This is a genomic window from Hymenobacter sp. APR13, assembly GCF_000737515.1.
GTDB lineage: Bacteria > Bacteroidota > Bacteroidia > Cytophagales > Hymenobacteraceae > Hymenobacter.
In genome coordinates, this window is record NZ_CP006587.1 from 3,184,280 (window position 1) to 3,210,371 (window position 26,092).

Annotated in this window: 23 protein-coding genes; 8 read left to right on the forward strand and 15 right to left on the reverse strand. The window is 62.7% G+C overall.

What is annotated here, in order from left to right; translation table 11 throughout:
- The first annotated feature begins 42 nt into the window (after positions 1 to 42).
- Complete coding sequence (locus tag N008_RS13320) at positions 43 to 762, forward strand: RDD family protein (protein WP_044016655.1); 720 nt, start codon at positions 43 to 45, stop codon at positions 760 to 762.
- Between the two features lie 102 nt (positions 763 to 864).
- On the opposite strand, the gene N008_RS21695 is transcribed toward N008_RS13320, so the two are convergent.
- The 5 genes from N008_RS21695 to N008_RS13345 all read right to left on the reverse strand — a co-directional run bounded on the left by N008_RS21695 (position 865) and on the right by N008_RS13345 (position 7,826).
- Positions 865 to 2,844: a DUF4394 domain-containing protein gene (locus N008_RS21695; RefSeq protein ID WP_197062856.1), complete on the reverse strand. Its 1,980-nt coding sequence runs from the start codon at positions 2,842 to 2,844 to the stop codon at positions 865 to 867.
- Between the two features lie 287 nt (positions 2,845 to 3,131).
- On the reverse strand, positions 3,132 to 3,806 hold the full coding sequence (locus N008_RS13330; RefSeq protein ID WP_052381535.1) for an SDR family oxidoreductase: 675 nt from the start codon (positions 3,804 to 3,806) through the stop codon (positions 3,132 to 3,134).
- Positions 3,807 to 3,960: 154 nt separating this feature from the next.
- Positions 3,961 to 4,710 carry an energy transducer TonB gene (locus N008_RS13335; protein WP_044016657.1) on the reverse strand — a complete coding sequence of 250 codons (750 nt, stop codon included), beginning with the start codon at positions 4,708 to 4,710 and terminating at the stop codon, positions 3,961 to 3,963.
- A 159-nt stretch (positions 4,711 to 4,869) separates the two neighbouring features.
- Entirely contained in the window at positions 4,870 to 6,411 is a 1,542-nt protein-coding gene (locus N008_RS13340) for a bifunctional GNAT family N-acetyltransferase/carbon-nitrogen hydrolase family protein (protein WP_231569827.1), read from the reverse strand.
- Between the two features lie 296 nt (positions 6,412 to 6,707).
- Positions 6,708 to 7,826, reverse strand: a complete 1,119-nt coding sequence (locus N008_RS13345) for a hypothetical protein (protein ID WP_044016661.1) — start codon at positions 7,824 to 7,826, stop codon at positions 6,708 to 6,710.
- 84 nt (positions 7,827 to 7,910) lie between these two features.
- Between N008_RS13345 and N008_RS13350 the strand changes: the two genes are divergently transcribed.
- Entirely contained in the window at positions 7,911 to 8,387 is a 477-nt protein-coding gene (locus N008_RS13350) for a hypothetical protein (protein WP_044016662.1), read from the forward strand.
- A 226-nt stretch (positions 8,388 to 8,613) separates the two neighbouring features.
- Here N008_RS13350 and N008_RS13355 read toward each other — a convergent pair whose 3' ends face one another.
- The 8 genes from N008_RS13355 to N008_RS13390 form a co-directional block, all read right to left on the reverse strand.
- The gene (locus tag N008_RS13355) at positions 8,614 to 9,270 is read right to left on the reverse strand and encodes a CoA transferase subunit B (RefSeq protein WP_044016664.1); all 657 of its coding nucleotides are present in this window, start codon (positions 9,268 to 9,270) and stop codon (positions 8,614 to 8,616) included.
- 105 nt (positions 9,271 to 9,375) lie between these two features.
- Positions 9,376 to 10,074, reverse strand: a complete 699-nt coding sequence (locus N008_RS13360; protein ID WP_044016666.1) for a CoA transferase subunit A — start codon at positions 10,072 to 10,074, stop codon at positions 9,376 to 9,378.
- A 141-nt stretch (positions 10,075 to 10,215) separates the two neighbouring features.
- Positions 10,216 to 11,163: a bifunctional riboflavin kinase/FAD synthetase gene (locus tag N008_RS13365; protein ID WP_052381536.1), complete on the reverse strand. Its 948-nt coding sequence runs from the start codon at positions 11,161 to 11,163 to the stop codon at positions 10,216 to 10,218.
- Between the two features lie 28 nt (positions 11,164 to 11,191).
- Entirely contained in the window at positions 11,192 to 11,959 is a 768-nt protein-coding gene (gene truB, locus N008_RS13370; RefSeq protein ID WP_052381877.1) for a tRNA pseudouridine(55) synthase TruB, read from the reverse strand.
- A gap of 190 nt (positions 11,960 to 12,149) precedes the next feature.
- Positions 12,150 to 12,938, reverse strand: a complete 789-nt coding sequence (locus N008_RS13375) for an undecaprenyl-diphosphate phosphatase (protein WP_044016670.1) — start codon at positions 12,936 to 12,938, stop codon at positions 12,150 to 12,152.
- Between the two features lie 110 nt (positions 12,939 to 13,048).
- The gene (locus N008_RS13380; RefSeq protein ID WP_071884536.1) at positions 13,049 to 13,369 is read right to left on the reverse strand and encodes a DUF3098 domain-containing protein; all 321 of its coding nucleotides are present in this window, start codon (positions 13,367 to 13,369) and stop codon (positions 13,049 to 13,051) included.
- Between the two features lie 145 nt (positions 13,370 to 13,514).
- Positions 13,515 to 14,408: a cell division protein FtsX gene (locus tag N008_RS13385; RefSeq protein WP_044016671.1), complete on the reverse strand. Its 894-nt coding sequence runs from the start codon at positions 14,406 to 14,408 to the stop codon at positions 13,515 to 13,517.
- A 144-nt stretch (positions 14,409 to 14,552) separates the two neighbouring features.
- Positions 14,553 to 19,130 (reverse strand): translocation/assembly module TamB domain-containing protein, encoded by a 4,578-nt coding sequence (locus N008_RS13390; protein WP_044016673.1) that lies wholly within the window; start codon positions 19,128 to 19,130, stop codon positions 14,553 to 14,555.
- Positions 19,131 to 19,378: 248 nt separating this feature from the next.
- Between N008_RS13390 and tsaD the strand changes: the two genes are divergently transcribed.
- From tsaD to N008_RS13405, 3 genes are all read left to right on the forward strand, one after another.
- Positions 19,379 to 20,389, forward strand: coding sequence for a tRNA (adenosine(37)-N6)-threonylcarbamoyltransferase complex transferase subunit TsaD (tsaD, locus tag N008_RS13395; protein ID WP_044018761.1), 1,011 nt, complete (start codon positions 19,379 to 19,381; stop codon positions 20,387 to 20,389).
- A 183-nt stretch (positions 20,390 to 20,572) separates the two neighbouring features.
- Entirely contained in the window at positions 20,573 to 21,046 is a 474-nt protein-coding gene (smpB, locus tag N008_RS13400) for an SsrA-binding protein SmpB (protein ID WP_044016675.1), read from the forward strand.
- 168 nt (positions 21,047 to 21,214) lie between these two features.
- The gene (locus N008_RS13405) at positions 21,215 to 22,018 is read left to right on the forward strand and encodes a C40 family peptidase (RefSeq protein WP_044016677.1); all 804 of its coding nucleotides are present in this window, start codon (positions 21,215 to 21,217) and stop codon (positions 22,016 to 22,018) included.
- A gap of 11 nt (positions 22,019 to 22,029) precedes the next feature.
- On the opposite strand, the gene N008_RS13410 is transcribed toward N008_RS13405, so the two are convergent.
- Positions 22,030 to 22,467: a hypothetical protein gene (locus tag N008_RS13410; protein WP_156109316.1), complete on the reverse strand. Its 438-nt coding sequence runs from the start codon at positions 22,465 to 22,467 to the stop codon at positions 22,030 to 22,032.
- Between the two features lie 281 nt (positions 22,468 to 22,748).
- Between N008_RS13410 and N008_RS13415 the strand changes: the two genes are divergently transcribed.
- Positions 22,749 to 23,246 carry an HNH endonuclease gene (locus N008_RS13415; RefSeq protein WP_044016680.1) on the forward strand — a complete coding sequence of 166 codons (498 nt, stop codon included), beginning with the start codon at positions 22,749 to 22,751 and terminating at the stop codon, positions 23,244 to 23,246.
- A gap of 126 nt (positions 23,247 to 23,372) precedes the next feature.
- On the forward strand, positions 23,373 to 23,750 hold the full coding sequence (locus N008_RS13420) for a hypothetical protein (protein WP_044016682.1): 378 nt from the start codon (positions 23,373 to 23,375) through the stop codon (positions 23,748 to 23,750).
- Positions 23,751 to 23,824: 74 nt separating this feature from the next.
- Here the strand turns inward: N008_RS13420 and N008_RS13425 are convergent, their stop codons facing one another.
- Entirely contained in the window at positions 23,825 to 24,688 is an 864-nt protein-coding gene (locus tag N008_RS13425; RefSeq protein WP_044016684.1) for an alpha/beta fold hydrolase, read from the reverse strand.
- A 118-nt stretch (positions 24,689 to 24,806) separates the two neighbouring features.
- Between N008_RS13425 and N008_RS13430 the strand changes: the two genes are divergently transcribed.
- Positions 24,807 to 26,048, forward strand: a complete 1,242-nt coding sequence (locus tag N008_RS13430) for a DUF3298 and DUF4163 domain-containing protein (protein WP_156109317.1) — start codon at positions 24,807 to 24,809, stop codon at positions 26,046 to 26,048.
- Positions 26,049 to 26,092 lie beyond the last annotated feature (44 nt).

The following is a 26,092-nucleotide window of genomic DNA, read 5'->3' on the forward strand; positions in this document are numbered from 1 at the left end:
TTATAAATTCCGGCCGGCCCGGCGGCCGGTTTCCGCTACCTCATGAGTACCATCCGCGTCCAGACGGCCCAGAACGTCACCCTCGAATACGAAGTCGCCAGCGTGGGCGAGCGAATTGTGGCCGCCCTCATCGACGGCCTGATTTTGGTGGCTTGGGTGCTGTTTTGGCTGCTGCTGTTCGATTTGTTGGGCTCCAACAAGGTTCTGGCAGCAATACTGATTATCGTGGCAGGTGTGCCGGCCGTGTTCTACCACCTGCTGTGCGAGCTGTTTTTCAACGGCCAGAGCCTGGGCAAGAAAGCCCGTCACATCAAAGTCATCCGCCTCGACGGCACCCGCCCCGGCTTCGGCGACTACCTGTTGCGCTGGATTTTGCGCATCGTGGACACCGGCATTATGAGCGGGCTGATTGCGGTGGTCGTGATTCTGGCCAACGGCCGCGGGCAGCGTCTCGGCGACTTGGCCGCTGGCACATCGGTGGTGAGCACCCGCCCCCGCCAGCAAGGCGGCCCGCTGGCCCCCGCCTTCACCGACACCGACTACATGGTGGTATTTCCGCAGGCCGCTGCCCTCCAGGACCACGACGTGGCCACCATCCGGCAGCTGCTCTACAAAGGGCTGGAGCACGAAAACTACGAGCTGCTCAACGAAGTCGCCAACAAAGTGAAGGCCCTCACCAGCATCCAGACCCAGCTGCCCGACGAAGCCTTCCTGCGCACCGTCCTGCGCGACCACGCCCACCTGGCCGCCGCGCAGGCGTAGGCGTCCGGTATCAACCCGGCAGGTTCAAACAAAAAAAAGCCTCCGCAACGGGCATCTCACTGCGAGATGCCCGTTACGGAGGCTTGTTGTTTCAGGCGAAACCTATTCCGTCACGACAGCCTGGCGGGTGCCGGCGGGCTGGTTGTCGAAGCGCAGGTTCAGGAAGTAAGTGCCGGCGGCGCGGCCTTTGCTGTCCCATTTCACCACTTGAGGGCCAGCATTCCGCAGGCCTGCGTCTACCGTGTCTACGGTGCGGCCCAGCGCATCCGTCACGGTCATGGTGACGCGGGCGGCGCGGGGCAGCCCAAAGCTGACGCTGGCAATGCCGCGTACCGGGTTGGGGTAGAGGGCCAGATTGGTGGCCAGCTCGGCCCGACGCACACCCGTTACGCCGGCAGCTCCAGCCACCGCAATGTCACGGATGGCGCTACCGTTGCCGATGGTGCCTACCGGGGTAGTAGCGCCGTTGCTGGTATTGAGGGTATACAGCGTGCTGTTGCCGTTGGTGGCGGCGTTGGCCACCAGGTAAGCCGTGTTAGTAACGCCGGCCGTGTAAATATCCATGTCCACGTCGCGGGCGGCGGTGGCCGTAAGGCCGGTGGTGCCCAGCGTGTTCAGCGTGCCTTCGTTTGGTGGGTTCTGCAGGGCCAGTACGTTGCGGGCCTCGTCGTACACAAACAACTGAGTGGCCGTGGCGGTGGCTACGCTGTTGGTGTAGGCTGCTGCCCCTACGGAGGGCGTGTTGGCGGCATTCGCGTCGCCGGCGGCGTAGGTGAGCTGGCCGTCGGTGGCGGCTACGGTGCCGTCAACGGGGTTGAGGCGGAAGTTGGCGCGGTTGGCGCCCACCACCCGGATGCGGTCGACGGTGGGGTTGAAGTCGAAGCCGATGCTGCCGGTGCCCAGCGCCAGCGCCACCGGCGTAGCATTAATGGCCCGCGCCGCGCCCGTTGCGGCATTGATGGTATACACGGTAGCCGTCTGGGCCGTGGCGTTGTAGCCCAGCGCGTACAGCGAGTTGGTGGCCGGCCGCACATCGAGGCCCACCAGTGTCTGGGTGGCGTCTACGCCCGTAATGCCAACGGCGGCCCGGATCAGGCTGGGGTTGGCCGAGTCAAACGTAATCAGGTTGGTGCCGCCCAGGCCGTACACCAGCTGGCCCGTAATGGCTGGCAGCGAAGCAGGTCGTTCGATGGCCACCGCCAGGTCAATAAACGTGACATTGGTGGCGCTGCCCAGCGTACCGGCGGCCGTAGCCACGCCGGAAGCCAGGTTGATGGTATACAGCTGGTTGCTGACCGTGAAAGTCGGCGAAGCCGTAGACAGCGACATGTAGGCAGCGTTCTGCCCGGTGGTTGGGTTGAAATAAATGTCCAGATCAGCAATCTGCAGGTTGCTGTTGGTACTCACCCCCAATGGCCCCACGGTGTTGAGCGTGCCGTCGTTTGGCGGAATCTGGGTGACGAGGCGGCTAAAGGCCTCGTCGATATTGTAGAGCGTGGTAGCGGTGCTGCCGATGTAGGAGTTGGTGTAGGCCGACGAGCCGACGCCGGGCGTCTGGGCTGCGTTAGGGTCGGCAGTGGCATAGGTCAGGTTGCCATCAGTAGCGGCAATCCCGCCCGTAACGGGGTTGAGGCGGAAGTTGGCGCGGTTGCCGGCCGTCACCCTGATCCGGTCCACGGTAGGGTTGAAGTCGAAGCCGATACGCGTGAAATCAGTGCCCAACGCCAGCGTCACGGGGCTGCCCACGGGCGTAAGCACACCAGTGGTGGCCAGCGTGTAGAGCTGCGCGTTGTTGGTGGTTGCTCCGGCGTTGTAGCCCAGCGCAAACAGCTGGCCGGTGTTCGGGCGCGTGTCGATGCCCACCACCCGCTGGCCGGTCGTTATACCAGTAATCGGTACCGTAGCGGTGAAAGTGCCGGGGGCCGTCAGCTGAAAAGTAACCAGCCGATAATCCCCTAACAGGTCTGCGGTTATGCCATAGGCCGTTTGGGCCTGGGCGGCGCCGGCGGAAAGGCCGAGTGCGGCCAAACCCAGGAAGGCAGAGCGCCAGGAAGAAGTGCGCGAAGTAGTTTTCTGAAGCATAACGAAAAAAAGGAAAATGGGTAAAAAAAGAAAGCAGATCAGGAACGGATAGGCCCCTGCTTCCATTCCCTACGGGCAGATAAACGGCTTTGGCTGATTTTAACGCGCTTTTAATGGTTTTGCCACGAGGCGCCGGCCCGTTGCGGCCGCGGCTGGCGCGCCGGCGGTGGGCCGCCAAAACAAAAAGGATGACCTTTTCGCAAAGGTCATCCTTGTCAGGCTTCAGTTTGCTGGCGTGCGGTCTACCAGGGCACAAACTTGTTTTGCCAAGTCACGAAGCTGCCGTTTTACTCGTCGTGCAGCTGCTCGGCGAGGCGCAGGATGCCCTTGGCCGCCACGGCCGGATCCTGGGCCGCAGTGGTGCCGCCCATGCCGGTGCGCACCCAGCCCGGGTCCACCAGCATCGACAGCACGCCGTACTGCCCGATTTCAGCGGCCAGGGCCCGCATGTACATGTTCAGGGTGGCTTTGCTGGCGCTGTAGTGGTACGGGTCGCCGGCGGCTTTCCAGGTAATTGAGCCCTGCCCTGACGACAGGCTGAGGATGCGCGGCTTGGTGCCGGCGCGCAGCAAATCCAGAAACGCCTGCGCCACCAGCAGTGGCCCCACGGCATTCACGCGCAGCACCTGCAGCGCCACATCGGCCGTGAACTGCCCCAGGCGCTGGTTTTCGGGGTCTTCGGGCCCCGCGCCCGGATACACGCCGGCGTTGTTGATGAGCAGATCGAGGCTAGCGGTAGCCGATTCGACGGCCGCGTGGGCCGCCCGGATGCTGGCTTCGTCGGTAACGTCGAGGGCGACGACCGTCAGGCGGTCGGGGTAATGCCCGGTCAGCGCGTGCAGGTCGGTAGCGGATTCGGGCCGGCGGCAGGTAGCGAATACCAGGTCGCCGCGCTCCAGTGCCTGCCGGGTGAGCTCCAGGCCCAGGCCGCGGTTGGCCCCAGTAATGAGGACGCGTTTCATAAGAAGAGAAAAATGAAAGGGTACATTATGGGGGGAGGGGCCCGCAGTTTAGCGAAAAACCGCCAGGCCCGCGCGCCAACCCCGAATTCTGCACCACGCAAAACGGCCCGCCAGGTTCTGGCGGGCCGTTTTCAAAGGCAGGTCGCACCTAGTGCTACTGCGGCCGACTACGGATTGGAGTGGTCGTGCGCGTAACCCCAAAGGCCGTCACGACCACTTCATCCACGTATGGTGGGCGCCGGGCCGGCGCGGCAGCGGAGTCCGGCTGAGTAGCCGCCGCCAGCGCGGCCTGCTTGCGGGCATTGGCCGGATTGAACGGGCTGTTTTTAATCTCAAATGTCACCTTGAGATAAAAGCGTGTATCCACCGGCTGGCCCTTATAAATGGCGGGTATCCAGGTGTCGGGCAACTGCTGTACTGCTTTCCAGACTTCCTCCGTGCAGCCACCGCCCACGCCACTGACCACGGTATAGTCGCGGCTAAGGCCGTTGGCTCCTACGGTGTAGGCCAGCACCACGGTGCCCTGCAACTGCTGCTGGAGTGCCGCCAGCGGGTAGCGAATCTGCTTTGCCAGCATCATCATCCGGTGTTCCTTGCTGCCCAGAATGCGGGGCGGCCGGCTCATGGCCGTCAGGGCCCACTGGTCGCCGCCGCTGAGCATGGCGTAGCGGGCCGTATCGGAGGGCAGGAAGCTGATGCGGCTGGAGTCGTAGTCGAACGCCAGCTCAAGTTGGTGCTTGTCGTCGTAGAAATTCCACTTGCCCACCCGGCGGCCGTCTGTTCCAGTCGTGCCCTGCTCCAGCGCCGCCTGCGTGGTATCCGACGATTTATTCTTCTTTTTCTGTGCCTGCGCGGTGGTACCAGTCAGCAGGATGGCCCCCAGCAGGACCAATAAATTCTTCATTGCAGAGAAGCTATAGCGGTATAAGGATTGCCAAATGTAACAGAAGTAGCGCAAGGCACAGCGCACTGATAGCGGCGGCGGCCACGGCACAAAAAAAGCGCCCTACCTGGATGGTAGGGCGCTTTAGTCAGGCAATAAACAACGTCAGCAATACCGCCTTTACCCCGCCGATACGGCCTTGCGCTTGCTGGCGGTTTTGGGGGCGCGCTCCTCGCCCTGGGCCAGCAGCTCGTCGTCGCGCTCGGTCTTCTTCGACCAGCTCAGCGAGTACAGATCCTTGCGCCGGTCGCGCAGGTTGCGCACCGCGCCGCTGGTGTTCAGGTCCTTCAGCAGGTCCAGGTCGAGGTCGGCAATAAGGGTCATTTCCGTGTTCGGCGTGGCCTCGGCCACAATGGCGTCGTGGGGGAAGGCGAAGTCAGAGGGGCTGAACACGGCCGACTGCGAGTACTGGATGTCCATGTTCTCTACGCGCGGCAGGTTGCCCACCGAGCCGGTAATGGCCACGTAGCACTCGTTTTCGATGGCCCGGGCCTGGGCGCAGAGGCGCACGCGCTGGTAGGCGTTCTTGGTATCGGTCCAGAACGGCACGAACAGGATTTTCATGCCCTCGTCGCTCAGCATACGGCTCAGCTCCGGAAACTCCACGTCGTAGCAGATCAGGATGCCGATTTTACCGAAATCCGTGTCGAAGCAGCGCAGCTTGTCGCCGCCGCGCATGCCCCAGTAGCTGGCCTCGTCGGGCGTCACGTGCAGCTTGTACTGCTCGTCCACGGTGCCGTCGCGGCGGCAGAGGTACGATACGTTGTAGAGCTTACCGTCTTCGTAGAGCGGCATCGAGCCGGCAATGACGTTGATGTTGTAGCTCACGGCCAGCTCCATCATCTTGGTTTTGATGGGCTCGGTGAAGGCCGCCATCGAGCGGATGGCCACCGATGGCGACTCCTCGTTGGTGAGGGCCATCATGGGCGCGTTGAAGAACTCCGGGAACAGCACGCAGTCGGCCTTGTAGCCCGATACGGTATCCACGAAAAACTCAATCTGCTGGAAAAAGTCCTCCAGGTTCTTGGTGGCGCGCATCTGCCACTGTACAATGCCGATGCGCACGTTGCTCTTCTGGTTGCCGATGAGCTTGTCAAATTCCTCGTCGTAGTACACGTTGATCCACTCCAGCAGCGTGGCGTAGGCCTTGCTTTCGGAGTCGTAGGGCAGGTACCCGCGGATGATTTTGCGGACGTAGAAGTCGTTGGAGAGCTGGAAGGTGAGGATGGGGTCGGTGAGCTCCTTGTTGCGCACCATCTCCACGTACTTGGCAGGCGTCATTTCCTCGGCGTACTGGTTGTAGCCGGGAATGCGGCCGCCGGCCACCATGGCGCGCAGGTTCAGGTTTTCGCACAGCTCCTTGCGGGCATCATAGAGGCGGCGGCCCAGGCGCAGCGAGCGGTACTCGGGGTCCACGAACACGTCCACGCCATAGAGCGTGTCGCCGTCGGAGTTGTGGGTGTCGAACTTGCCGTGGCCCGTGATTTTGGCGTAGGTGTGCCGGTCGCCGAAGTCGGAGTACTGCACGATGATGGCCAGCGCGGCCGCCACCACCTGCCCGTTGTCCTCGATGCAGATCTGGCCCTCGGGGAATTTCTTGAGCAGGTTGTTGTACTCCTCCTGCGACCAGGCGCCCTCCATGTTGGAGTACACCTTGTCCATGATTTCCTGGACTACCTTGAAATCAGAGCGTTTCAGGGTGCGCAGTACCAGTTTGTGCGCGGGTACGGCCGTGGGCGTGAGGCGCTCAGTAGCAGCGGCAGCGCCCTTTTTGGCGTGGCTACCGCCCGTTTTGCCAGTGGAGTTCGTGGCCATATGGATTCAGCAAAATGAAAGTCGGAAGAAAGCGCAAAGGTACCAGCGCCGGCGAACCGGCTGCTGCTAGTACGGCGGCACAACAACTTCGGGGGCAAAAAAGCTCAGTGGTACGTATTGCCCGGCCACCCGGAGCGGGGGCGCTACTCCCGCACCACGCGCCGCACGGCCACGCCGGCCTCCGTTTGCACCCGCAGCACCGCCACGCCCCGAAAGCCGCCGAACAGCGCCGCCGGTAGCTCGGTTTGCAGCGCCGCCGGGGGCAGCACATACCGGAACAGCTGCCGCCCGGCCAGGTCGGTAGCCGTGACGGTGGCGGCCCCGGCCTCTGTGCGCATCAGGTGCAGCGGCCCCTGCGCATTGCCCGGATTGGGATACACCTGCACCGCGGCGGCGGCCAGCGCCGGGCGGTTGCTCAGCACAAGGCGGCGGTATACGTCGCGGTATTCTACGCCCGACACCACTTCCTGCGCCCCCACCTGGGTGGTGGTAATGGTGAGGAGCGGCACGTGCTGGCCGGGAGTTAGCCACTTGTACTCGCGCCGCACCGGCAAATCAAACCCCTGGCTCGTAGTACCTACCGACACGCTGTCGTGGTCTTCGAGGCGTGTCACGACGCGCACCGTGGCAAACGTGCCGAAGGGCGTGGTGAGCGTGCCCCAGGCGTCGGGCCGGTTCACGCGCTTGCGCTTCTGGCTAAGGTAGCCGGCGCCGGGTACGCTGATGCTGAAAAAGGAATTGCTGGAATCGGGGGCGCTGGCGTAGCTGAGCGGAAACCGGTAGAGTATGTCCTGCTGGGCGGGGCTGGCATACGTCACGGGTACGGCCGTGCCGGCCAGCGTGCCGCCGTAGCCCACCGAGCGGAAGTCGGCGGCGGAGGCGTTGAAGAACTGGTACGGGTCGGTGATGGGCAGCGTGAAGCCGGGCGGCAGCGGCACGCTTTGCGGCGAGGCCACCGTAGCGCGGCTGGGCAGGTTCAGCGGCGAGTTGAACGTGAGCAGGTACAGCGGCTGGGCGGGCACCCCGGTGAAGCGCGCTACATTTTGGGCGGTAGCCACCAGGGCGCCGTAGTTCCAGGTCTGGTTGGGGCCGCGCTGGCTCAGGGGCGGGGCGCTGGCCGGCAGCTGCACGGCGGCCGTGCTCTGGCGTAGCGTGTCTGTAGGCACCGGCATGTCGGCGCGGGTGAGCGTGGGGGAGGTGGTGGTTTGGGCCTGAGCGGTAAGCGCCGACACGGCAAGTAACAGAAAGTAGCAGTAGCGCATAGCGACGGGAGATACGGCGAAACCTCAATATAGCGCATGCGCAGTTCTGAGTGGCATCCGGGCGCGCCGTCGTACCTTGCGGGCATGCTTCCGCCCGAAGAACGCCGCCTCCAGACCCTGGGCCGTCTGCTTGCTCAGCCCGCCGGGTTTCCGCCCACGGCCTGGCTGTGCGCTCCGCCCGACGCCAGCCGCTGGCAGCCCGATATGCCCGCGGCCGTGCTGCTGGTAGCGGCCGCCGGCCAGCTGGTGCCCGCGCCGCCCGGCCTGGTGCGCACCCTGTTCATGGACGAAGTGCAACTGGTGATGGAGCGCCTGCTCACCCAGGTGCCGGGCGCCTCGCCCGAGCTGCGCGTAAACGTGCTGGCCAGCTACAAGCTGCAGCACGAGTTTCCGGCCCTCACCGGCCACCCCGACCAGCTGGCCGACCACCTCGCCGACGCCGTGCGGGCCGGCGGCCTCAGCCCCGCTGCCGCACTGTCCCACTTGCGCCGCTACTTCGGCCATTTCACGGCAGAAGCCGCCGAGCGCATCATGGCGCAGGCGTTTCGGCGGTTGAAGTGATTTTTTAAGGTGATGAAGTGATGGGGTGATGAGGCGAATGGTACGTCATGCAGACGCACGCGCAGCCGAAGCATCTCGCGTGGCCTCACCCCCCGACCCCCTCTCCCGTGGAGAGGGGGAGCCTGACGCTCTTTCTCCGGCGGCAGAGTTTTTTTGGGGTTAGCCTGCGGGCGAGATTCCTCGCGCTGCTCGGAATGACGTTCTTACCTCATCACCTCATCCCAACTCACACCCCAGTCATTTCCGGGATTTCGCCGCGCACGACCAGCTTGCCGGCGGTAGCGGCCTGAATCTGCTCCACGGTCACGCCGGGGGCCCGCTCGCGCAGCACAAAGCCGTCGGGCGTCACGTCGATGACGGCCAGCTCCGTTACGATTTTCTTCACGCAACGCAGGCCGGTGATGGGCAGGGTGCAGGCGGGCAGCAGCTTGCTGCTGCCGTCGCGGGCCACGTGCTGCATGGCCACGATGATGTTTTTGGCCGAGGCCACCAGGTCCATGGCCCCGCCCATGCCCTTCACCATCTTGCCCGGAATCTTCCAGTTGGCAATGTCGCCGTTCTCGGAAACCTCCATGGCGCCCAGAATGGTCAGGTCCACGTGCTCGCCCCGAATCATTCCGAACGAGTCGGCGGAGCTGAAGATGCTGGAACCGGGCAGGGTGGTGACGGTTTGCTTGCCGGCGTTGATGAGGTCGGGGTCTACCTGGTCTTCGGTGGGGAAGGGGCCCATGCCCAGCAGGCCGTTTTCGCTCTGCAGCTCCACGTTGATGCCTTCCGGGATGTAGTTGGCCACCAGCGTCGGGATGCCGATGCCGAGGTTGACGTAGGAGTTGTTCTGGACTTCCTGCGCAATGCGCCGGGCAATGCCGTGTTTATCTAACATGGGGTAATGAGGTAAAAGGTGATGAAGTGATGAGGTTGAAAAGGACGTTTCGGGAAAGCTGAGGATGGATTTGGCCACCTCATTACGTTTCCCTTCATCACCTCATTACCCCTGCCGAACTGTTCGCTGCTCGATGCGCTTTTCGTAGTTTTTGCCTTCGAAAATGCGCTGCACGAAGATGCCGGGCGTGTGAATCTGGTTGGGGTCCAGCTCGCCGGCGGGCACCAGCTCCTCCACTTCGGCCACCGTGATTTTGCCGGCCGTGGCCATCATGGGGTTGAAGTTGCGGGCCGTACCCTTGAAGATGAGGTTGCCGGCCGTGTCGCCGCGCCAGGCTTTCACGAAGGCATAATCGGCGTGCAGGGCGGTTTCGAGCAGGTACATCTTGCCGTTGAACTCGCGGCTTTCCTTACCCTCGCCCACCTCCGTACCGTAACCGGCCGGCGTGTAGAAGGCCGGAATGCCCGCGCCACCGGCCCGGCACCGCTCGGCCAGCGTGCCCTGCGGAATCAGCTCCACTTCCAGCTCGCCCGACAGCAGTTGGCGCTCAAACTCGGCGTTTTCGCCCACGTAGCTGGAAATCATCTTGCGCACCTGCTTGGTCTGCAGCAGCCGCCCGATGCCGAAATCATCGACGCCGGCGTTGTTGCTGATGCAGGTGAGGTTGCGCACGCCCAGGCGCAGGATTTCCTCAATGCTGTTTTCGGGGATGCCGCACAGGCCGAAGCCGCCCAGCATCAGGGTCATGCCGTCCGTCAGGCCCTGCAGGGCTTCCTGCGGGCCGCTTACTACTTTATTAATCATGGGGAATTGGGTGGGGTTTGGGCCGGCAAGGTAAAGTATCTCGCAGTGTTTCGCAGTGAAAAAGCGCGGTGTTGGGCAGTGCTCCAGCGTCAGAACACTGCGCAACACCGCGCTTTTTCACTGCGAAACACTGCAAGAAACCTATAAAAGTGCCGCCTGCGCTGCTTCGGCGTCCAGCGCCAGCTGGGCTTTCAGCTCGTCGAGGCCGTTGAACTTCTGCTCGGCGCGGAGGCGGGCCACAAACTGTACGGTCAGGGGCTGGTCGTATAGGTCGCCTTCGAAGTCCAGCAGGTGGGCTTCCACGGTCTGGGCCAGGTCGCCGCCGATGGTGGGGCGCACCCCGATGTTGAGCATGGCCGGGTGGTGGGTGCCGGCGGCCGTAGTGGCCAGCACGGCGTACACGCCGCGCGCCGGAATCAGCTTCAGCGGCTCCTCACACACGATATTGGCCGTGGGCCAGCCGATGGTGCGGCCCAGCTGCCGGCCCTTCACCACCAAGCCGGTCAGCGGATAGGGGTAGCCGAGGTAGCGGTTGGCGGTGGCCACGTCGCCGCTTTCCAGGGCCCGCCGGATGCGGGTGCTGCTCACGCCCACAGCGTCCACGTCTTCGCGCGGAATCTCCTCCACGCTCATGCCGTAGCGGTCGGCGTGCAGGCTGAGGTAGTCGAAGCCGCCTTCCCGGTTTTTGCCGAAGCGGTGGTCGTAGCCAATCACCAGCTTGCGCGTGCCCACGGTGCGCAGCAGAATGTTCTGGATGTACTCTTCCGACGTCCACTGCGCAAACTCGCGGGTGAAGGGCACCACCAGCAGGTAGTCGACGCCGAACTCGGCCAGCTTGGCGGCCCGCTCTTCCAGGGTGCTGAGCAGGCGCAGTTCCAGCAGCTCGGGGTGGGAGGGCGGCGGCCCCAGCACCAGCCGCGGGTGGGGCCAGTAGGTGATAACCACGGCTGGGCCGGCGCTGTGGCGGGCCACTTCGCACAGCCGCCGCAGAATCTGCTGGTGCCCGATGTGCACGCCGTCAAAGGTGCCGCTGGTCACGACGGCATTGCCGAGGTGCGGGAATTGCGCCGGGTCGTGGATGACGTGCATAGCTCGCTGATTTGCGCTGATGAAGAGGCTAGGCCTGCCCGGGGGTGGTGGCGTCGGCGGGTGGCGGGGTATCGGTTTGAGTGGCCGAGAAGAACTCCAGGCCGGCGCGGCGCTCGGGGCGGGGCTGGCGCTGGCGGCGGGGCCGCTCGGTTTCGCCTTCTAGGCGCGGCGGGCGCAGGGCTTCCACGGCCTCCATGGTCAGGGCATCCGGCAGGCGGTACTCGCCGATGCGGGTGCGCACCAGCTTGGTGAGGTGGGCGCCGCAGCCCAGGGCCAGGCCAAAGTCGCGGGCGAGGCTGCGGATGTAGGTGCCTTTGGAGCAGGTCACGCGGAAGTCCACCTCGGGCAGCGCGATGCGCGTGAGCTCAAACTCGCGGATGGTGACCTGCTTGCTCTTGATGTCGGCCTCGCCGCCGCGGCGGGCCACTTCGTAGGCCCGCTCGCCGTTCACCTTCACGGCCGAAAACAGCGGCGGCGTCTGGGTAATCAGCCCCACAAACTGCGCGGTGGCCGCCCGGATTTCGTCTTCGGTGAGGTGCTGGTAGGGCAGCTCGGCGTCCACGGGCGTTTCCAGGTCGAAGCTGGGCGTGGTCTGGCCGAGGCGGAAGGTGCCAGTGTACTCCTTTTCTTGGGCCTGAATCAGGTCGATTTCCTTGGTTTTTTTGCCGGTGCACAAAATCAGCAGGCCGGTGGCCAGCGGGTCGAGGGTGCCGGCGTGCCCGATTTTCTTGATGCGCAGCGTGTTCTTCACCTTGCGCACCACGTCGAACGACGTCCAGGTGAGCGGCTTGTCCATCAGCAGTACTTCGCCGGCTTCAAAGTCGAATGAGCGGGGATTTTCCAAAGGAGTGGTTGGTATTGAGTACTGAGTAGTTGGTATTTGGTGGCTGGTACTGAGAAGTTGGTGTTGAGTGCTAGCACCGCTTTTAGGGTTGCCGACTCGCGTCTGAATTCTCAGTACTCACTACTAGCTACTCTATACTGAGTTAAATCAGCTGCATCGGAATGCCCAGCGCAATCATCACCAGTATGATGACGCCCACGATGATGCGGTAGAAGCCGAACGCCCGGAAGCCGAAGCGCGACACGAAATTCACAAACGACTTCACGGCCAGCAGCCCCACGATAAAGGCCACCACGTTGCCGAACAGCAGCAGCTTGAGGTCCTCAACGCCGGGCGCGTCGACTTTGTAGGTTTTGTAGAGCTGGTAGGCCGTAATAACGACCATAGTCGGCACGGCCAGCAGAAACGAGAAGTCGGCGGCCGAGCGGCGGTCGAAGCCCTGGGCTAGGCCGCCCACGATGGTAGCGGCCGAGCGGCTCACGCCGGGCACCAGCGCCAGACACTGAAACAGCCCGATGCGCAGCGCCTGGCCCAAGCTGGGCGTGGTAACCGCCTTGCGGGTGCCGGAAAACCAGCGGTCCACGAACAGCAGAATCACGCCACCCACTACCAATGATATAGCCACTACCGTCACGCTTTTCAGCAGCTCCTGAATCACGTCTTTCAGCAGAAAACCCAGCACGCCAAATGGCAGAAAGGCCACCAGCAGCTTCACGTAAAAGTCGAAGCTCTGCAGAAACCGCCGCCAGTACAGCACCACCACCGACAGGATGGCGCCCAGCTGAATGGAGGTGATGAAAGTTTCGGTAAAGGGCAACTGCCCGATGCCGAGCAGGTTGGCCACAATAATCATGTGCCCGGTGCTGGAAACCGGCAGAAATTCCGTCAGGCCTTCGACGATAGCCAGAATCAGGGCGTACCAGTAGTTCATGGGCAGAAAGTAGCGCGAAGCTTCTGCTTCGCGCCTAGTTGCACGAGGTAAATAGAACTGGCCCGGAAAGGCTGTTCAACGAAGCGCAAAGCAAGTGCTTTGCGGCGCTACTACCGCTTATAAGTAGGAGCGACGTATGTGGCCGGCGCGGCCGGCGTAGGCTGCTGGGCCAGCGTTTCGCGGGTGGTGGGGTCCTGGGCTACCGGGGCCGGGCCGCCGGGCTTGGCCATGATGGCCCAGAACTCAATCAGGAAGCCGATAACCAGCAGAATGGGGCCGAGCGTGATGCCCAGGAATCCTTCGCCGTAGTCGGCGGTGTCCAGCGTCATGGTGATGAAGCCGGCCGCCAGCACGGCCAGGCCCACGAACATCAGGCGGTAGTTGCGGGGCCCGAAGGCGAAGCGGGGAGTTTGCGGGGAAGTAGGTTCCATATAAGGGTCGTTTTAGAAAAGCACGTTATGCAGAACGAAGCATCTCGCCAGAGGCTATCTTCTTTTCGTTCTCCAGCGCCGGGATGCTGGTGGTTACTACACTGGCGAGATTCCTCGCGTTGCTCGGAATGACGTTCTACGATGGTTAATACAATTCATCCAGCGACATGCCCAGGTACTTGCGCACGGCGCGGTAGGAGCTCAAAAAGCCAATGCCGCAGCCCAGCGCCACCATCACCAGCAGCAGCGCCCCAATCAGGCGGTCGTCGCGGAGGGCGCGCAGGTCGGCTACCTGCAGGTAGGCGTATTGCAGTAGCGCCAGCAGCAGCAGGCTCGCCAGGATGCCGCTCACGAGGCCCTGCCATGTGGCCCGGTTCAGGAAGGGGCGCTGAATGAAAAACGAGGTAGCGCCCACCAGCTGCATGCTCCGGATGAGGAAGCGCTGCGAGAAGAGGGCCAGCTTGATGGTGTTGTTGATGAGCACCGTCACGACGAACGTGAGCACCACCGCAAAGCCCAGTAGCACCAGGCTCAGCTTGCGCACATTCTGGTTGATGGAGCTGATGAGGCTCTGTACGTACTGCACCTCGTGCACGCCCGGCTCGGCTTTCAGCTCCCGCTCAATGCGGCCCATCTGCAGCGAATCGGAATATTCGGCGTTGATTTTCAGGATGTAGGCGTCGCGCAACGGGTTGTCGCCGAGGAACTGCTGGAAGTCTTCGCCGGTCTGCTCGATGAACTGCTTGGCGCCTTCTTCCTTGCTCAGGAACCGCACCTGCGCCTGGCCGTCGCGCTGTGCTATGTAGGGCTTGCGGGCGAAGTCCTGCTGCAGCCGCAGCAGCTCGGTGGGCGGCAGGTCGCGGTCCAGGTACACCTGCATTTCGATGTTCTCCTTCACGAGGTTGGAGAGCTTGTGCGCATGAATCAGCAGCAGCCCGAACAGCCCAATAACCAGCAACGCCAGCGTGATGCTGAACACTACCATCGTGTGCGGGTAGCTGCCTAGCTTCTTCTTGCGGGTCGGGCGGGGTTGGGCCATAGAGGGCAAAGGTAATAAAGGCGCAAAGGTAAATCAGAGAAAGAACGTCATTCCGAACGCAGTGAGGAATCTCGCCAGTGTGGTGATTTACTATACTGGCGAGATTCCTCACTGCGTTCGGAATGACGTTCTACCATTATTCATTCACATACTCGTCCGCGGGTCGTCGTCGACGTTGAGGACTTCGCGGGCTTTGCGGGCGTTCTGCTGCTTGCGCGTGAGGTGCTTGCGGGCAAACAGCTCCGTGAGCGAGTCGAACTGCTCGGTGTGCAGCAGCGAGATACCAGCCCGGGCCTGGTTCTGGCCGTTGCTCAGGGCGCTCAGGTCGCGCGGGGTGGTTTCGTAGCGCAGCTTCGCCCGGAACTTGCCGTCGGCGCGCAGGTAGTACTCCAGCGTCAGGTCGCCGATGATGGACGAGTTGTTGGCCACTGTAGTGGTAGCGCCGGTGTTGGCGTCGGTCACCACGCCGTTGTTGAAGCCGCCTTCGCGCGTGACGCGCAGCCGGCCGTTCAGGAACGAGTAGCTCAGGCGCACCTGCAGGGCCTGCAGCTGCTCGGCTGAAAGCCCGTTGAAGTTGAAGCTGATTTCCAGGTTAGGGTCGAGCTGCGAGGTGAGGGCGCCGAGCTGGGTGCTGATAATCTGGCCCAGGCTGTTGCCGAAGGCGTTGTTCTGGCCCTGAAAAGAGGTAATCGACGACAAGGAAGCCGCCGGAGCCAGCTGCCGGAACACCACCAGACTGAACACCTGCCGGCTCAGCTCCTGCTCGTCGTTGCGCAACGACGACAGGAACGGCACCAGGTCGCTTTCCAGCGACGACGGAATGTCGTTGAATTCCAGGTTGAGCTTGATGACGGGCAGCAGCAGCGGCCCGGTCAGGTTCATGACGGCCGTTACGGGCACCACGGCGTTGTTGGTGGCCAGGATGGGTGCCAGGGACGTGCGCTGAGTGTAGGCGGCCGTCACGTTCATCTCGCCGGCCAGCGGGTCGCCGTTCCAGGCAATAGTGCCGCCGGGCCGCACCACAAACTCCTTGTTTACTAGGCCCTGCAAGGTGAAATTGTAGGCCCCGCGCACAATCTCAATCTGCCCGAACATGTTGAAGTCGCCGCGGGTGTCGATGTTGAGGCGCAGCCGCCCGGCGGCCGTGCCCCGGATAACGTCGCCGGTGCTTTCGTCCAGCAGAATCTCTACGTAAGCGTCGGGCGTCACCTCCAGGTTCATGTTCAGCCGGATGCCCGACAGGTCCACCTTTTCCTGCGCGCCCACCGGAATGGGGGTTCGGGCCGTGTCGGTGAGGTTGCGGTTAACGAAGCGGATGTAGCTGGCTTTTTCGGCGCGGGCGGCATTGTCGAGTGGCAGCGAGAGGCGCGTGCCGGGTTCCGACTTGGCCTGCACGTTCACCACCAGGTTGTTGGCGGGCCCGTTTACGCGAGCCGAGCCGGTGGCGTAGGCCGTGCCGAAGTACAGTTCGTTGTCTTTACGGGTGGTGTTGAGCACCAGGAGCTTACGGAACGACGCCTCCAGCGCCAGCCGCATATTCTGGAATCCATCATGGAAAATGTCGCCCGTAATCACGCCGGTGTTGCCCAGCGGGTCCTTCATCCGGATGTCGCGCAACGCAATCCGGTCGTCGGCAAACCGGATTCGGTCGGAGAAGGTGTAGGTGGTGCCCAGGTAGATGAACGTCAGCTGCCCATCGCTCACGTCGAGGGTGCCGGTGAGGTGGGGCTGGCTGAAGCGGCCCGCCAGGCGCAGCGTGCCTACGGCTGTGCCGCCAATATCCTTGAACAGGGTTTTCAGGAAGGGCTCGGCCAGCTTTACGGGAGCCTTGTCGAGGGTGGCCGTGAGGTTGAGCTGCTCGTTTTCGCGCGAAGGCGCAATGCTGCCCGCCACGCGCACCACGCGGCTGCCGTCGCGCAGCACGTCCAGGTCCACGAGGGCCTGCTTGGCGCGGTTGTCCCAATTGCTTTTGCCGGCCACGTTGCCAATCAGCACCTTATCCAGCGTCAGCGAATCGACGGTGAGCGTGGAGCTGATGGAGAGCGGGCCGTACACGCCGCTCACGGTGCCGGCGGCATTCACGCGGCCGGTCATGTTCTGGGAGGTGAGGGCCGTGAGGGTAGCCAGCTCCAGGTCGCGCACCGTGAGCTGCAGCTCCTTGGCCGGGTTCTGCGAGATGAAGCCCTGCGCACTCACGCTCTGGGCGCCGTTGCTGAGGCTCAGATTCTGGATGTCAAACTCTTTGCCCTGCTTGGAGATGATAACGGAGTTGTCCTGCGCAATCGTCCAGTCCTTGCCCAGCAAATTCACGCCCGACTGCCGGAACACCACCTGCACCGCGTCGGGCAGGAAGCTGAGCGCGCCGTTGATCTGGGCCTTATTGGTGGTGTTGGTCTGGGCCAGGGCCGTGGAGAAGTTGATGCGCTCCTGGTCCCAGACGCCTTCCACGTAGAAGCCCTCGGTGCGGCCCAGCCCCGGCAGCACCTGCCGCTCCGACGTTACGTTGGCCTGGGCCAGCACTTCGGGCCGGTAGGGCAGCTTGGAGGTGTTGAATTCGAAGGCCGTGCGGTAGGTGCGCACGCTGTCCACGATGAGCGTGTCGAAGCTGCCGCCCAGCTGCAGAATCGAGGTCTGCCCGTTGCGAAACGAGCCGTCGATGCGCGAATAGTTGGCCACCTGCAGGCCCGGCATAAACAGGCGCAGCAGCGGGTTGGGCTTCTTCAGGTACAGATCCAGGTCGATGGCGTACTCCGGAATGGCACGCTGGCGCTTGCGGCGGTAGTAGTCGGCAATGGCGGCGTCGTTGCTCTCGAAGTTGAGGCGGTACTCGGTCAGCAGCACCTCCGTGCTCCGGATAACCTCCGTGAAATCGAAGTTGCCGGTGGCCGTCAGGTTGAGTGCCTCCGAGCGAACCGCCAGGCGGCGCTGGGTTGCCGTGCGGGAGCTCACCACGTCCAGCGTGTCCACGGCCACGGTGCGGCCGGCGTAGCCCACGCGCGAGCTGCGCAGCTGAATCCGCCCAATCAACTCATCGAGGCGCAAACCCCGGAACTTTACGTCGGCGGTGGTGGCCACCACCACGCTTTGCTTGGTGAGGCCCAGGGCGCGCAGGTCGGCGCGGCGCACGCGGGCCCGCACGTCAAAGGCCTGGCGCTGCCGGTTCAGGTCGATGCTGCCGTCGGCGTCGAACTGCAGGTTGGGGTCGTTGGCGGCAATCTTGCCCGTAAACGACTCGCGGCTGAAGCGGCCGTTGGTGGTGATGTTGCGGTAGCGGTAGCCGTTCAGCCAGATGCTTTGCACGGTGGCGTTGGCCGTGAGGCGGGCGCCTTCGGGCGTGAAGCCCACGCCTTCCACCCGGCCGCTGAAGGTCACGTCGCGCACTACGTTTTCCTGCCCCAGCAGCTTGCCCAGCTGAAAGCCCGTAGTCCGGATGTCGCCTTCATAAGACGAAAACCGCGGGTCATCCTTGAACTTCAGGTTGACGTCGCTCACCACCGAGCCCAGCGCCGTCTGGAACGAGCCGTTGGCCACAAAGTCGTTGTAGAAGCCCAGAAACTGGCCTTTCAGCTTCACGACGCCCAGCCGCTGGACGTAAGGCCAGCCCGAGGCCGGAATGAACTTGCGGATGTCGCGCCCGTCCACCACCGAAGGCTGCAGGCGCATCTCCACGAAGCTCTCCTTCAGGTTGGGCAGCCCCTCGACGTTGATATTGCCCACCACCCGCGTGTTGCGGCCGTAGGTGATGTCGAGGTTTTTGGTTGTGAAGTTGCGCACGTAGCCTTTGGCCTCGCCCGCAATCAGCACCGTTTCCTTCAGCTCGCGCATGAAGGGCTGGGGCGCAAACAGGGCAATGTCGTCAGAGTAAATGCGCGAGGGCTGCAGGCGGGCCACCACCCGCACCGAGTCGTTGAAGCTGGTGAAAGCCAGGAAGCGCGGGTACTCAAACCGCAGGTAGTCGTGCAGCTGGCTGTTGCCCACGCGCAGGTTCAGGCCGCCGAATTCCCAGAACTTGCCGGCGTAGGTCATGTTGGCCGTCAGCTCGCGCAGGCGGGTTTTCGACGGCAGATCTACGGCCCGCAGCCCGTCAATCTGGGAATGGATGGTGTCGCCGCGCAACCAGATCTGCGAAAAGTCGCCGTAGATGCTGTCCACGCGCATATGGCCGTAGTCCATCGAGCGGCCGTAGTACGGCTCGCGGGGCTTGTCCTGGCGGTCCAGCACAAAGCGCCCGTTGCGCAGGCTGATGGCTTCAATCTTGAAGTCGAAGGGCTTACCGGCCTTGGTGGTGTCGGAGGGGTCCACCAGCCGTTTGATGGCGGCCAGAAACTCGGAGAGGTTGGTGGTGTCGGGCCGGTCTTTGTAGGTGACGAGGGCAAAGCGCGGCTCCTCCAGCGTGAGCTTGCCCACGTGCAGGCGGTCGGGGCTCAGCACGCTGAACAGCGTAATGTCAGCGTCGGCGCGGCCCACGCTGAACAGCTCGTCGCCGCGGCGGTCCAGCACCCGGATGCCTTCCAGCAGCACCCGCGAAAACGGGCGGATGTCCACCCGGCCCACGGTCACGCGCTGGCCTAGCTTGTCGGTGAGCACCTGGGCGGCCTTCTGGGCCAGGCGCGTTTGCACGCTGGGCACGCGCAGGGCCACCAGCGCCCCTACCACGGCCAGCACCACCACCAGCACGAGGCCCAGCAGCACTTTCAGCAGAACGGAGACGAAACGGGGCACGGCGGGCAGAGATGAAAGAGAATATCCGAGCGAAGATACAGGGTTGGCAGTTGCCCGACAGACGCCGGCGGCCGGGCAACCGTTGCCGCAACAACGAAGCAGCGCGGGTGCAGGTTAGCAGTTTTAACGAACTTTGTAGCCGGTTACGTCTGCCGAAGCGCCCGGTATCCGCTTCCGGTTGCGGCCGTACCGCCTAGTTTCTTCGTCCAACGCTTCGCTCAGCCGGCGCCTTGCGCTACCTTGTCTATATGCAGCAGCCTACCATCCTCGCCATCGAATCTTCCTGCGACGACACTTCCGCAGCCGTGCTGGTGGCCGGCGAAATCCGGGCCAACGTGGTGGCCACCCAGCAGGTACACGAGCAATACGGCGGCGTAGTGCCCGAGCTGGCCTCACGCGCCCACCAGCAGCACCTCATTCCGGTGGTGAATGCCGCTCTGCAAAAGGCCGGCATCCGCAAGCAGGACCTCGACGCCGTGGCCTTCACCCAGGGGCCGGGCCTGCTGGGCTCCTTATTAGTAGGCGGCATGTTCGCCAAAACCCTGGCCCTGGCCCTGAACAAGCCGCTGATTGCCGTCAACCACATGCGGGCCCACATTCTGGCGCACTTCATCGAGGAGCCGCGGCCGGTGTTTCCGTTTCTGTGCCTTACCGTGAGCGGCGGCCACACCCAGCTGGTGGTGGTGAAGTCGGCGCTGGAAATGGACATCATCGGCCAGACCATCGACGACGCGGCCGGCGAAGCCTTCGACAAAACCGCCAAGCTGCTGGGGCTGCCGTACCCCGGCGGCCCGCACCTCGATAAGCTGGCGCGCGAAGGCAACCCCACGCGCTTCCCGTTTCCGGTGGGCGCCATGCCCGCCTACGACTTCAGCTTCAGCGGCCTGAAAACCTCGGTGCTGTACTTCCTGCGCAAGGAAACCGCCCAGAACCCCGATTTCGTGCAGCAGAATCTGCCCGACCTCTGCGCCAGCATTCAGTACACCATCATCCAGACGCTGCTACGCCAGCTGCGCCGCGCCGCCGCCGACCAGGGCCTGACCCAGATTGCGCTGGCCGGCGGGGTGGCCGCCAACTCGGGTCTGCGCCAGGCGCTGCAGGACGAGGCCGCCGCCCAGGGCTGGCAGGTGTTCATCCCGGCCTTCCAGTTCTGCACCGACAACGCCGGCATGGTGGCCAAAACCGCCGAGTTCCAGTACCAGGCCGGCGACTTCGCCGACCAGCTTGTCAGCTCCGACCCGCGCCTGAAGCTCATGTAGCAGCCGTTCATGTAGCATACGCTTTAGCTTGTGCCGACTCAAGCTACGCGGCTTGGTACTCGCGCCAGCCTGCTGGCCCGGGCCATTCGGGTCAGCCGCTCGCCGGCTACTTTGCGTACCAGTGCGAGAAACACCTTATTCCTTTCCGGCACAGGCTAAAGCCTATGCTACATTTGCCGTTCTATGGCTTCCAAAAAAGACGACGCGCCCAAGCGCATTAACATCCAGAACCGCCGCGCCAGCCACGAATACGCTTTCCTGGTGAAGTATGATGCCGGCATCATGCTGCAGGGCACCGAAATCAAGAGCATCCGCGAGGGCAGCGTGCAGCTGCAGGACGGCTTCTGCACCTTCCACACCGACGGCAGCCTGTGGCTCAACCAGGTCACCATCGCCAAGTACACCGAGGGCACCTACAACAACCACGAGCCCATGCGCGCCCGCAAGCTGCTGCTTAACAAGCGCGAGCTGAAGCAGCTGGCCCACAAAAACCAGGAGCAGGGCCTCACCATCATCCCGCTGCGCATGTACGTCAGCGACCGGGGATTTGCCAAGGTGGAAATTGCGCTGGCCAAGGGCAAAAAGCTCTACGACAAGCGCGACGACCTCAAGGCCAAAGACCAGAAGCGCGAAATGGACCGCGCCCGCGACTACTAGCGCTGGGTATATAGAGTGTTATGCCTGATCTGACGTCCGCGAAGCCGAAGCATCTCTACTGTGAGCTAATCAAAAATTAGTTTGGCAGTAGAGATGCTTCGGCTTCGCTCAGCATGACGTTCTTTGTATTATCAAGCCACGAATCCATTAACCCACCAATCCACCACTTTGGAACACGGAATCTGCGCGCTGAGCGTTGTGCCGGTGCGCGCTGAGGCCACCGATAAAGCCGAAATCGTCACCCAGCTCATCTTCGGCGAGTGCTACTCCATTCAGCTCACCCAGGGCATGTGGATCCAGATCCGGACCGCCGCCGACCAGTACGTGGGCTGGATGGACCTCAAGCAGCACACGCCCGTGAGCCCCGAGTATCTGGCGGCGTGGCAAGCCCAGGACCACCCGCGCACGCTCGACGTGGTGCAGATGGTGAGCTGCCCCAACACGCGCATTCCGGTGCAGCTGGGCTCAAGGCTGCCGTTTTTTGATGGCATGACCCTGCGCGTGGGCGACCGGCAGATGTTTTACAACGGAGCCGCCACCAATCCGCAGAACGGCCACGGCCCGCACGGCCCCATCGACCAGCGGCTGCGGCTGCTGCAGAAAATGGCCCTCACGTACCTGAAAGCGCCCTACCTGTGGGGCGGTAAAAGCCTGTTCGGCATCGACTGCTCGGGGCTGATGCAGCAGCTCTACGGCCTGATTGGGGTGCAGCTTCCGCGCGACGCCCGCCAGCAGATCCACCTCGGCCAGCCCGTGCATTTCGTGGCCCAGACCCAGCCCGGCGACCTGGCCTTCTTCGACAACGCCGACGGCAACATCGTGCACGTAGGCCTGCTGCTGGAGGATCAGCAGATTCTGCACGCCAGCGGCGAAGTCCGCATCGACCCGCTCGACCACAACGGCATCTTCCACCGCGACCGGCAGAAGTATACTCACAAGCTGCGCCTGATTAAGCGCCTGCTGGCCGAGTAAGTGGCAAAGAGCTAAGGCATGCTTCGGAGCCAGTCTACGGCTACGTCATACTCTTCGAAGGTCAGCGTCAGCGGCCAAATATTTTTCGTCATGGCTCCATCGGCCATAGCACGTGCATGCATGTCGGGGGCATAAATCCAGGCTACGTAATGCAGGCCGTTGGTATAAAGCTGTTTAAGGCCGTTGCTACGATACCAGTCGGCGGGTGTTACGCGTAGCGCAGTGAGGTAGCGGTTGTCGTTGAGCAGCTTGGAAAGGCCGTTTTCCTGCGCGATGCGCACTATCACTTCTACCCCTTTGTATAAATCAGCTTGCGCTATTTCGCCCAGCCAACAAGCGTACAGCCACGAGTTCTGCACGTCGATGGCCACTTGCAGGTAGTGGCTGTCATACAATAGTCGAGCCGTGGCCGGCATGACGTAAGGCAAGGTTTCAGGCAAAAGAGGCATATGGCATAGTAAAGGATGGCTGCCAGTGCAAGTGCTCAACGCAGCATAAACGGGTAGTAATATCTGCCTTCGCCGGAATATTTACTAGCTCAACAGTATCCGTAGCCACTCGGGCCAGTAGGTGGCGGCTAGCTGGAGTGCCTAGCTCAGGAGTGTTGCCTGCCTGCCAATGCCGGCCGAAAACCAGTCCGTAGTGTCGGAAACTAAACTTCCGGGCTGTTGTTAATGCGCTAAGAATCATCTAGCTTTCGCTGTACCCGATGATTCCACCCCAAGCGCGTATGGATCAAAAAGTCTTAGTCCTGAATGGCGACTATACCGCCATAACGCTGTGCAGCGTACAGAAAGCCTTCGTCCTGCTGTTTCTCGACAAAGCCGAGATGATAGCCCGGTCGGAGAGTGGCGTATTGCGCACCGTGAGCACCTCGTATCCCAAGCCCAGCATCATCCGGTTGCAGCGCTACGTGCGGGTGCCTTATAAAGGTATTGCCCTGAGCCGCCACAATATTATGAAGCGCGACCATTTCGAGTGTCAGTATTGCGGTTCTACCAAAAACCTCACCCTCGACCACGTGTTGCCCCGCTCCCGAGGCGGCGACAGCAGCTGGGGCAACCTGCTTACGGCCTGCGCCCGCTGCAACCATGCCAAAGGGCACCGTACGCCGCAGGAGGCCGGCCTCACTATCAGGCAGCAGCCCAAAAAGCCCACCTTATCGGGGTTCCTCAGGCTCAGTGCCGGTACCATCGACCAGAACTGGCACGCCTATCTCACCCATTAAGCCGGTAGCAGTTGCTACCGGCTTTTTTGTGCGTTTGTGCCAGCTCATTAGTGGCCGATAGCCAGCGTACTTGCAACCGTTTTTCAGCGTGTGGGCTCCCCTGAGCGTACCTACACTATACCTAATATGAAAAACCCGTTGCTGTTTCTGAGTTTGATGCTGAGTTGCGTGGCCTGCCAAAAAGACGACGATGCCAGCCCGAAAGGCGTAACCATCCGGGTACGCAATGCCAGTCCTTACGCCTTCGAAAGCGTGCTTGTGAATACCAACGACGGAGAGCAAACCTATGGAGCGCTGGCCATGGGGCAGAGCACCACCTACAAGTCTTTCACCAGCGCCTACAGATATGCTTATGTGAAGGTGGTGACCAACGGCCAGACGGTAGAGTGGCAACCGATAGACTATGTAGGTGAGAAGAAGCTGGAAGACGGCAAATACACCTACGTACTGAACATCGAAGACCTGGCCAACCGGCGCATCAGTCTGCAGCTTGAGAAAAACTAGTGTATTGTCAACAGAAAGGCCCGGTTTCTTCGGAAACCGGGCCTTTCTGTTGACAATACGCATTTACGTAATTACTAGCTGTTCTCGCCGCTACGAACGTTGCCGCTAATGGCAAAATCAACCAAGTCGCGGTTCAGCTTGTCTTTTTCGGTGATGAACAGACCGTGTGGGGCGCCATCGTAGGTGATGTACGTAGCGTGCTTGAGGTGCTGGTTCATCCGGTCGCCGCTGTTCTTGATTGGCACCGTTTTGTCGTCGTCGCCGTGGATGACCAATGCGGGCACGCTGATGGTTTCCAGGTCGCGGCGGAAGTCGGTTTCGGCAAAGGCTTTGGCACAGCCCAGCGTGGCCTGCTGCGAACCCAAAGTCGCCATTCCAAACGACCAGTCAAGGACAGCCTGACTTACCGGGTGACTAATGGCACTTACGCCGTAGAAGTCTTTACCAAACGACTGCAGGAAGCCGAAACGGTCGTCCTTCATCTGCTTGGTCATATCCTCGAACACCGACTTGTCTACGCCGTCAGGGTTATCGTCGGTTTTGAGCAGGTAGGGCGTTACGGCCGATACGAACACTACTTTAGCCACGCGGGCACCGCCGTGGCGGCTCATATAGCGGGCTACTTCGCCGCCACCCATCGAGAAGCCCACCAGCGTTACGTTTTGCAGGTCCAGCTCGTCGAGCACGGCTTTCAGGTCGTCGGCCAGGGTGTCGTAGTCGTAGCCTTCAAACGGCTTGCTGGAGTTGCCGAAGCCGCGGCGGGTGTAGGCCACCACGCGCAGGCCGTGCTTGGGCAGCTCGCCCAGCTGGTAGTTCCAGGCTTCGTGGTTTTGGGGCCAGCCATGAATCAGCACTACCGGCTGGCCGGTGCCCTGGTCGGTGTAATGCAGTTTGATGTCGTTGCCGTTGGCATCCTGGCCGGCTTTGATGTAGCTCATAAGAGTAAGATTGAACGTGGTTGGGAGAGTAATGCTCGTACATACGCCTGATTGAGCTATTGGATAGAGGGGCGCCAAGATTTTGTACGCTGCCGCCGAATGTGTTTCCTTTGGCCCGATGCGCTATTCTTTCTCCTCTGTTTTGTCGGCTTCCCGCCTGGCGGGCCTGCTATTTGGGGCCAGTCTGGCCGCCTGCCAGTCCAACTCCTCCGACAAGGCCACTACCGCCGATAAACCCGCTGCCGAGGTTTCTGCCGCCACTACCGCTCCACCCGATTCGCCGGGCACCTGGTACCGGCAGTACCGTGGTGTGCTGCCCGGCAGCCCCACCGATACCATCACGCTGCACCTGCAGGTGTGGCCCGCCGGAACCGAGTTTGGCGGCCTGGCCGCCAGCTACGCCGGCCCCGACGGCCACCCGTTCGACCTAAGTGGCTCGGCCGGCCCCGCCGACAGCCTCATGTTGCAGGACTACGCGCCCGAGCACGGCGCTAGTGGCAGCCAGCCAATCGTGTGGCGGCTTCGGCAGCAGGGCAGCCTGCTCACGGGCACCGTCGGCGGCCGCCCCATACAGCTCCGGCAGGCCCAGCCCGTTGGGAGTATCTCGCTAGGGTCGACCTATTTTCAGGATTCTGTAGCCGCTTTTCCTGAACTACCGGGCACGCCCTACGCCCAGCAGCGCCTGCTGGCTTTGCTGCCCACTTCGGTACCCGCCTACCGAACTCTGCACGACAACCTGCTACGCGGCCTGCGCGCCGATACCGTGGATGCTCAGCCGGCCCCGACACTGCCGAAACTCTGGCAGCAGCGCCTCCGGCAATTCACCGACGACTACCGCCAGGACGCCGCCGGCAGCCGCCCCGAGCCCGGCGACACTTCCTCACCGGCCTTCGGCATCGGCCTCCGCTACGACGAGCAGCAGCTGATGCACGTACTCTGGAACCAGGCCCCGCTGCTCAGCATCGGGTATTTTGGCTACAGCTACACCGGCGGCGCCCACGGCATGTATGGCACCAGCGCCGCCACCTTCGACACCCGCACCGGCCGCCGCCTCCGCTACGACGACATCTTCCGGGCCGGCACCCAGCCCCAACTGGTGGCCCTGCTCGACCAGGCCGCCCGCCGCATGCTGGGTTTGGCGCCCGGCGCTTCGCTGGAAGGCCCGCTGTTTGTAAAACACCTGCCCGCCACCCGCAATGTCTTCCTGACCAGCGGTGGGGCCGTGTTCATCTACTCTCCTTATGAAATAGCCTCGTATGCGCAGGGCGAAATCCGGGTGTTCGTGCCGTTGGCGGAGCTGCGGCCGTTGCTGCGGCCGGGGCTGCCGGTAGCGGGTGGGGGCGAGGTGACCCGGCCGTAGTTGCCAAGCTCCAGCGTACATAATCCCGGGATATGGACCGTTCG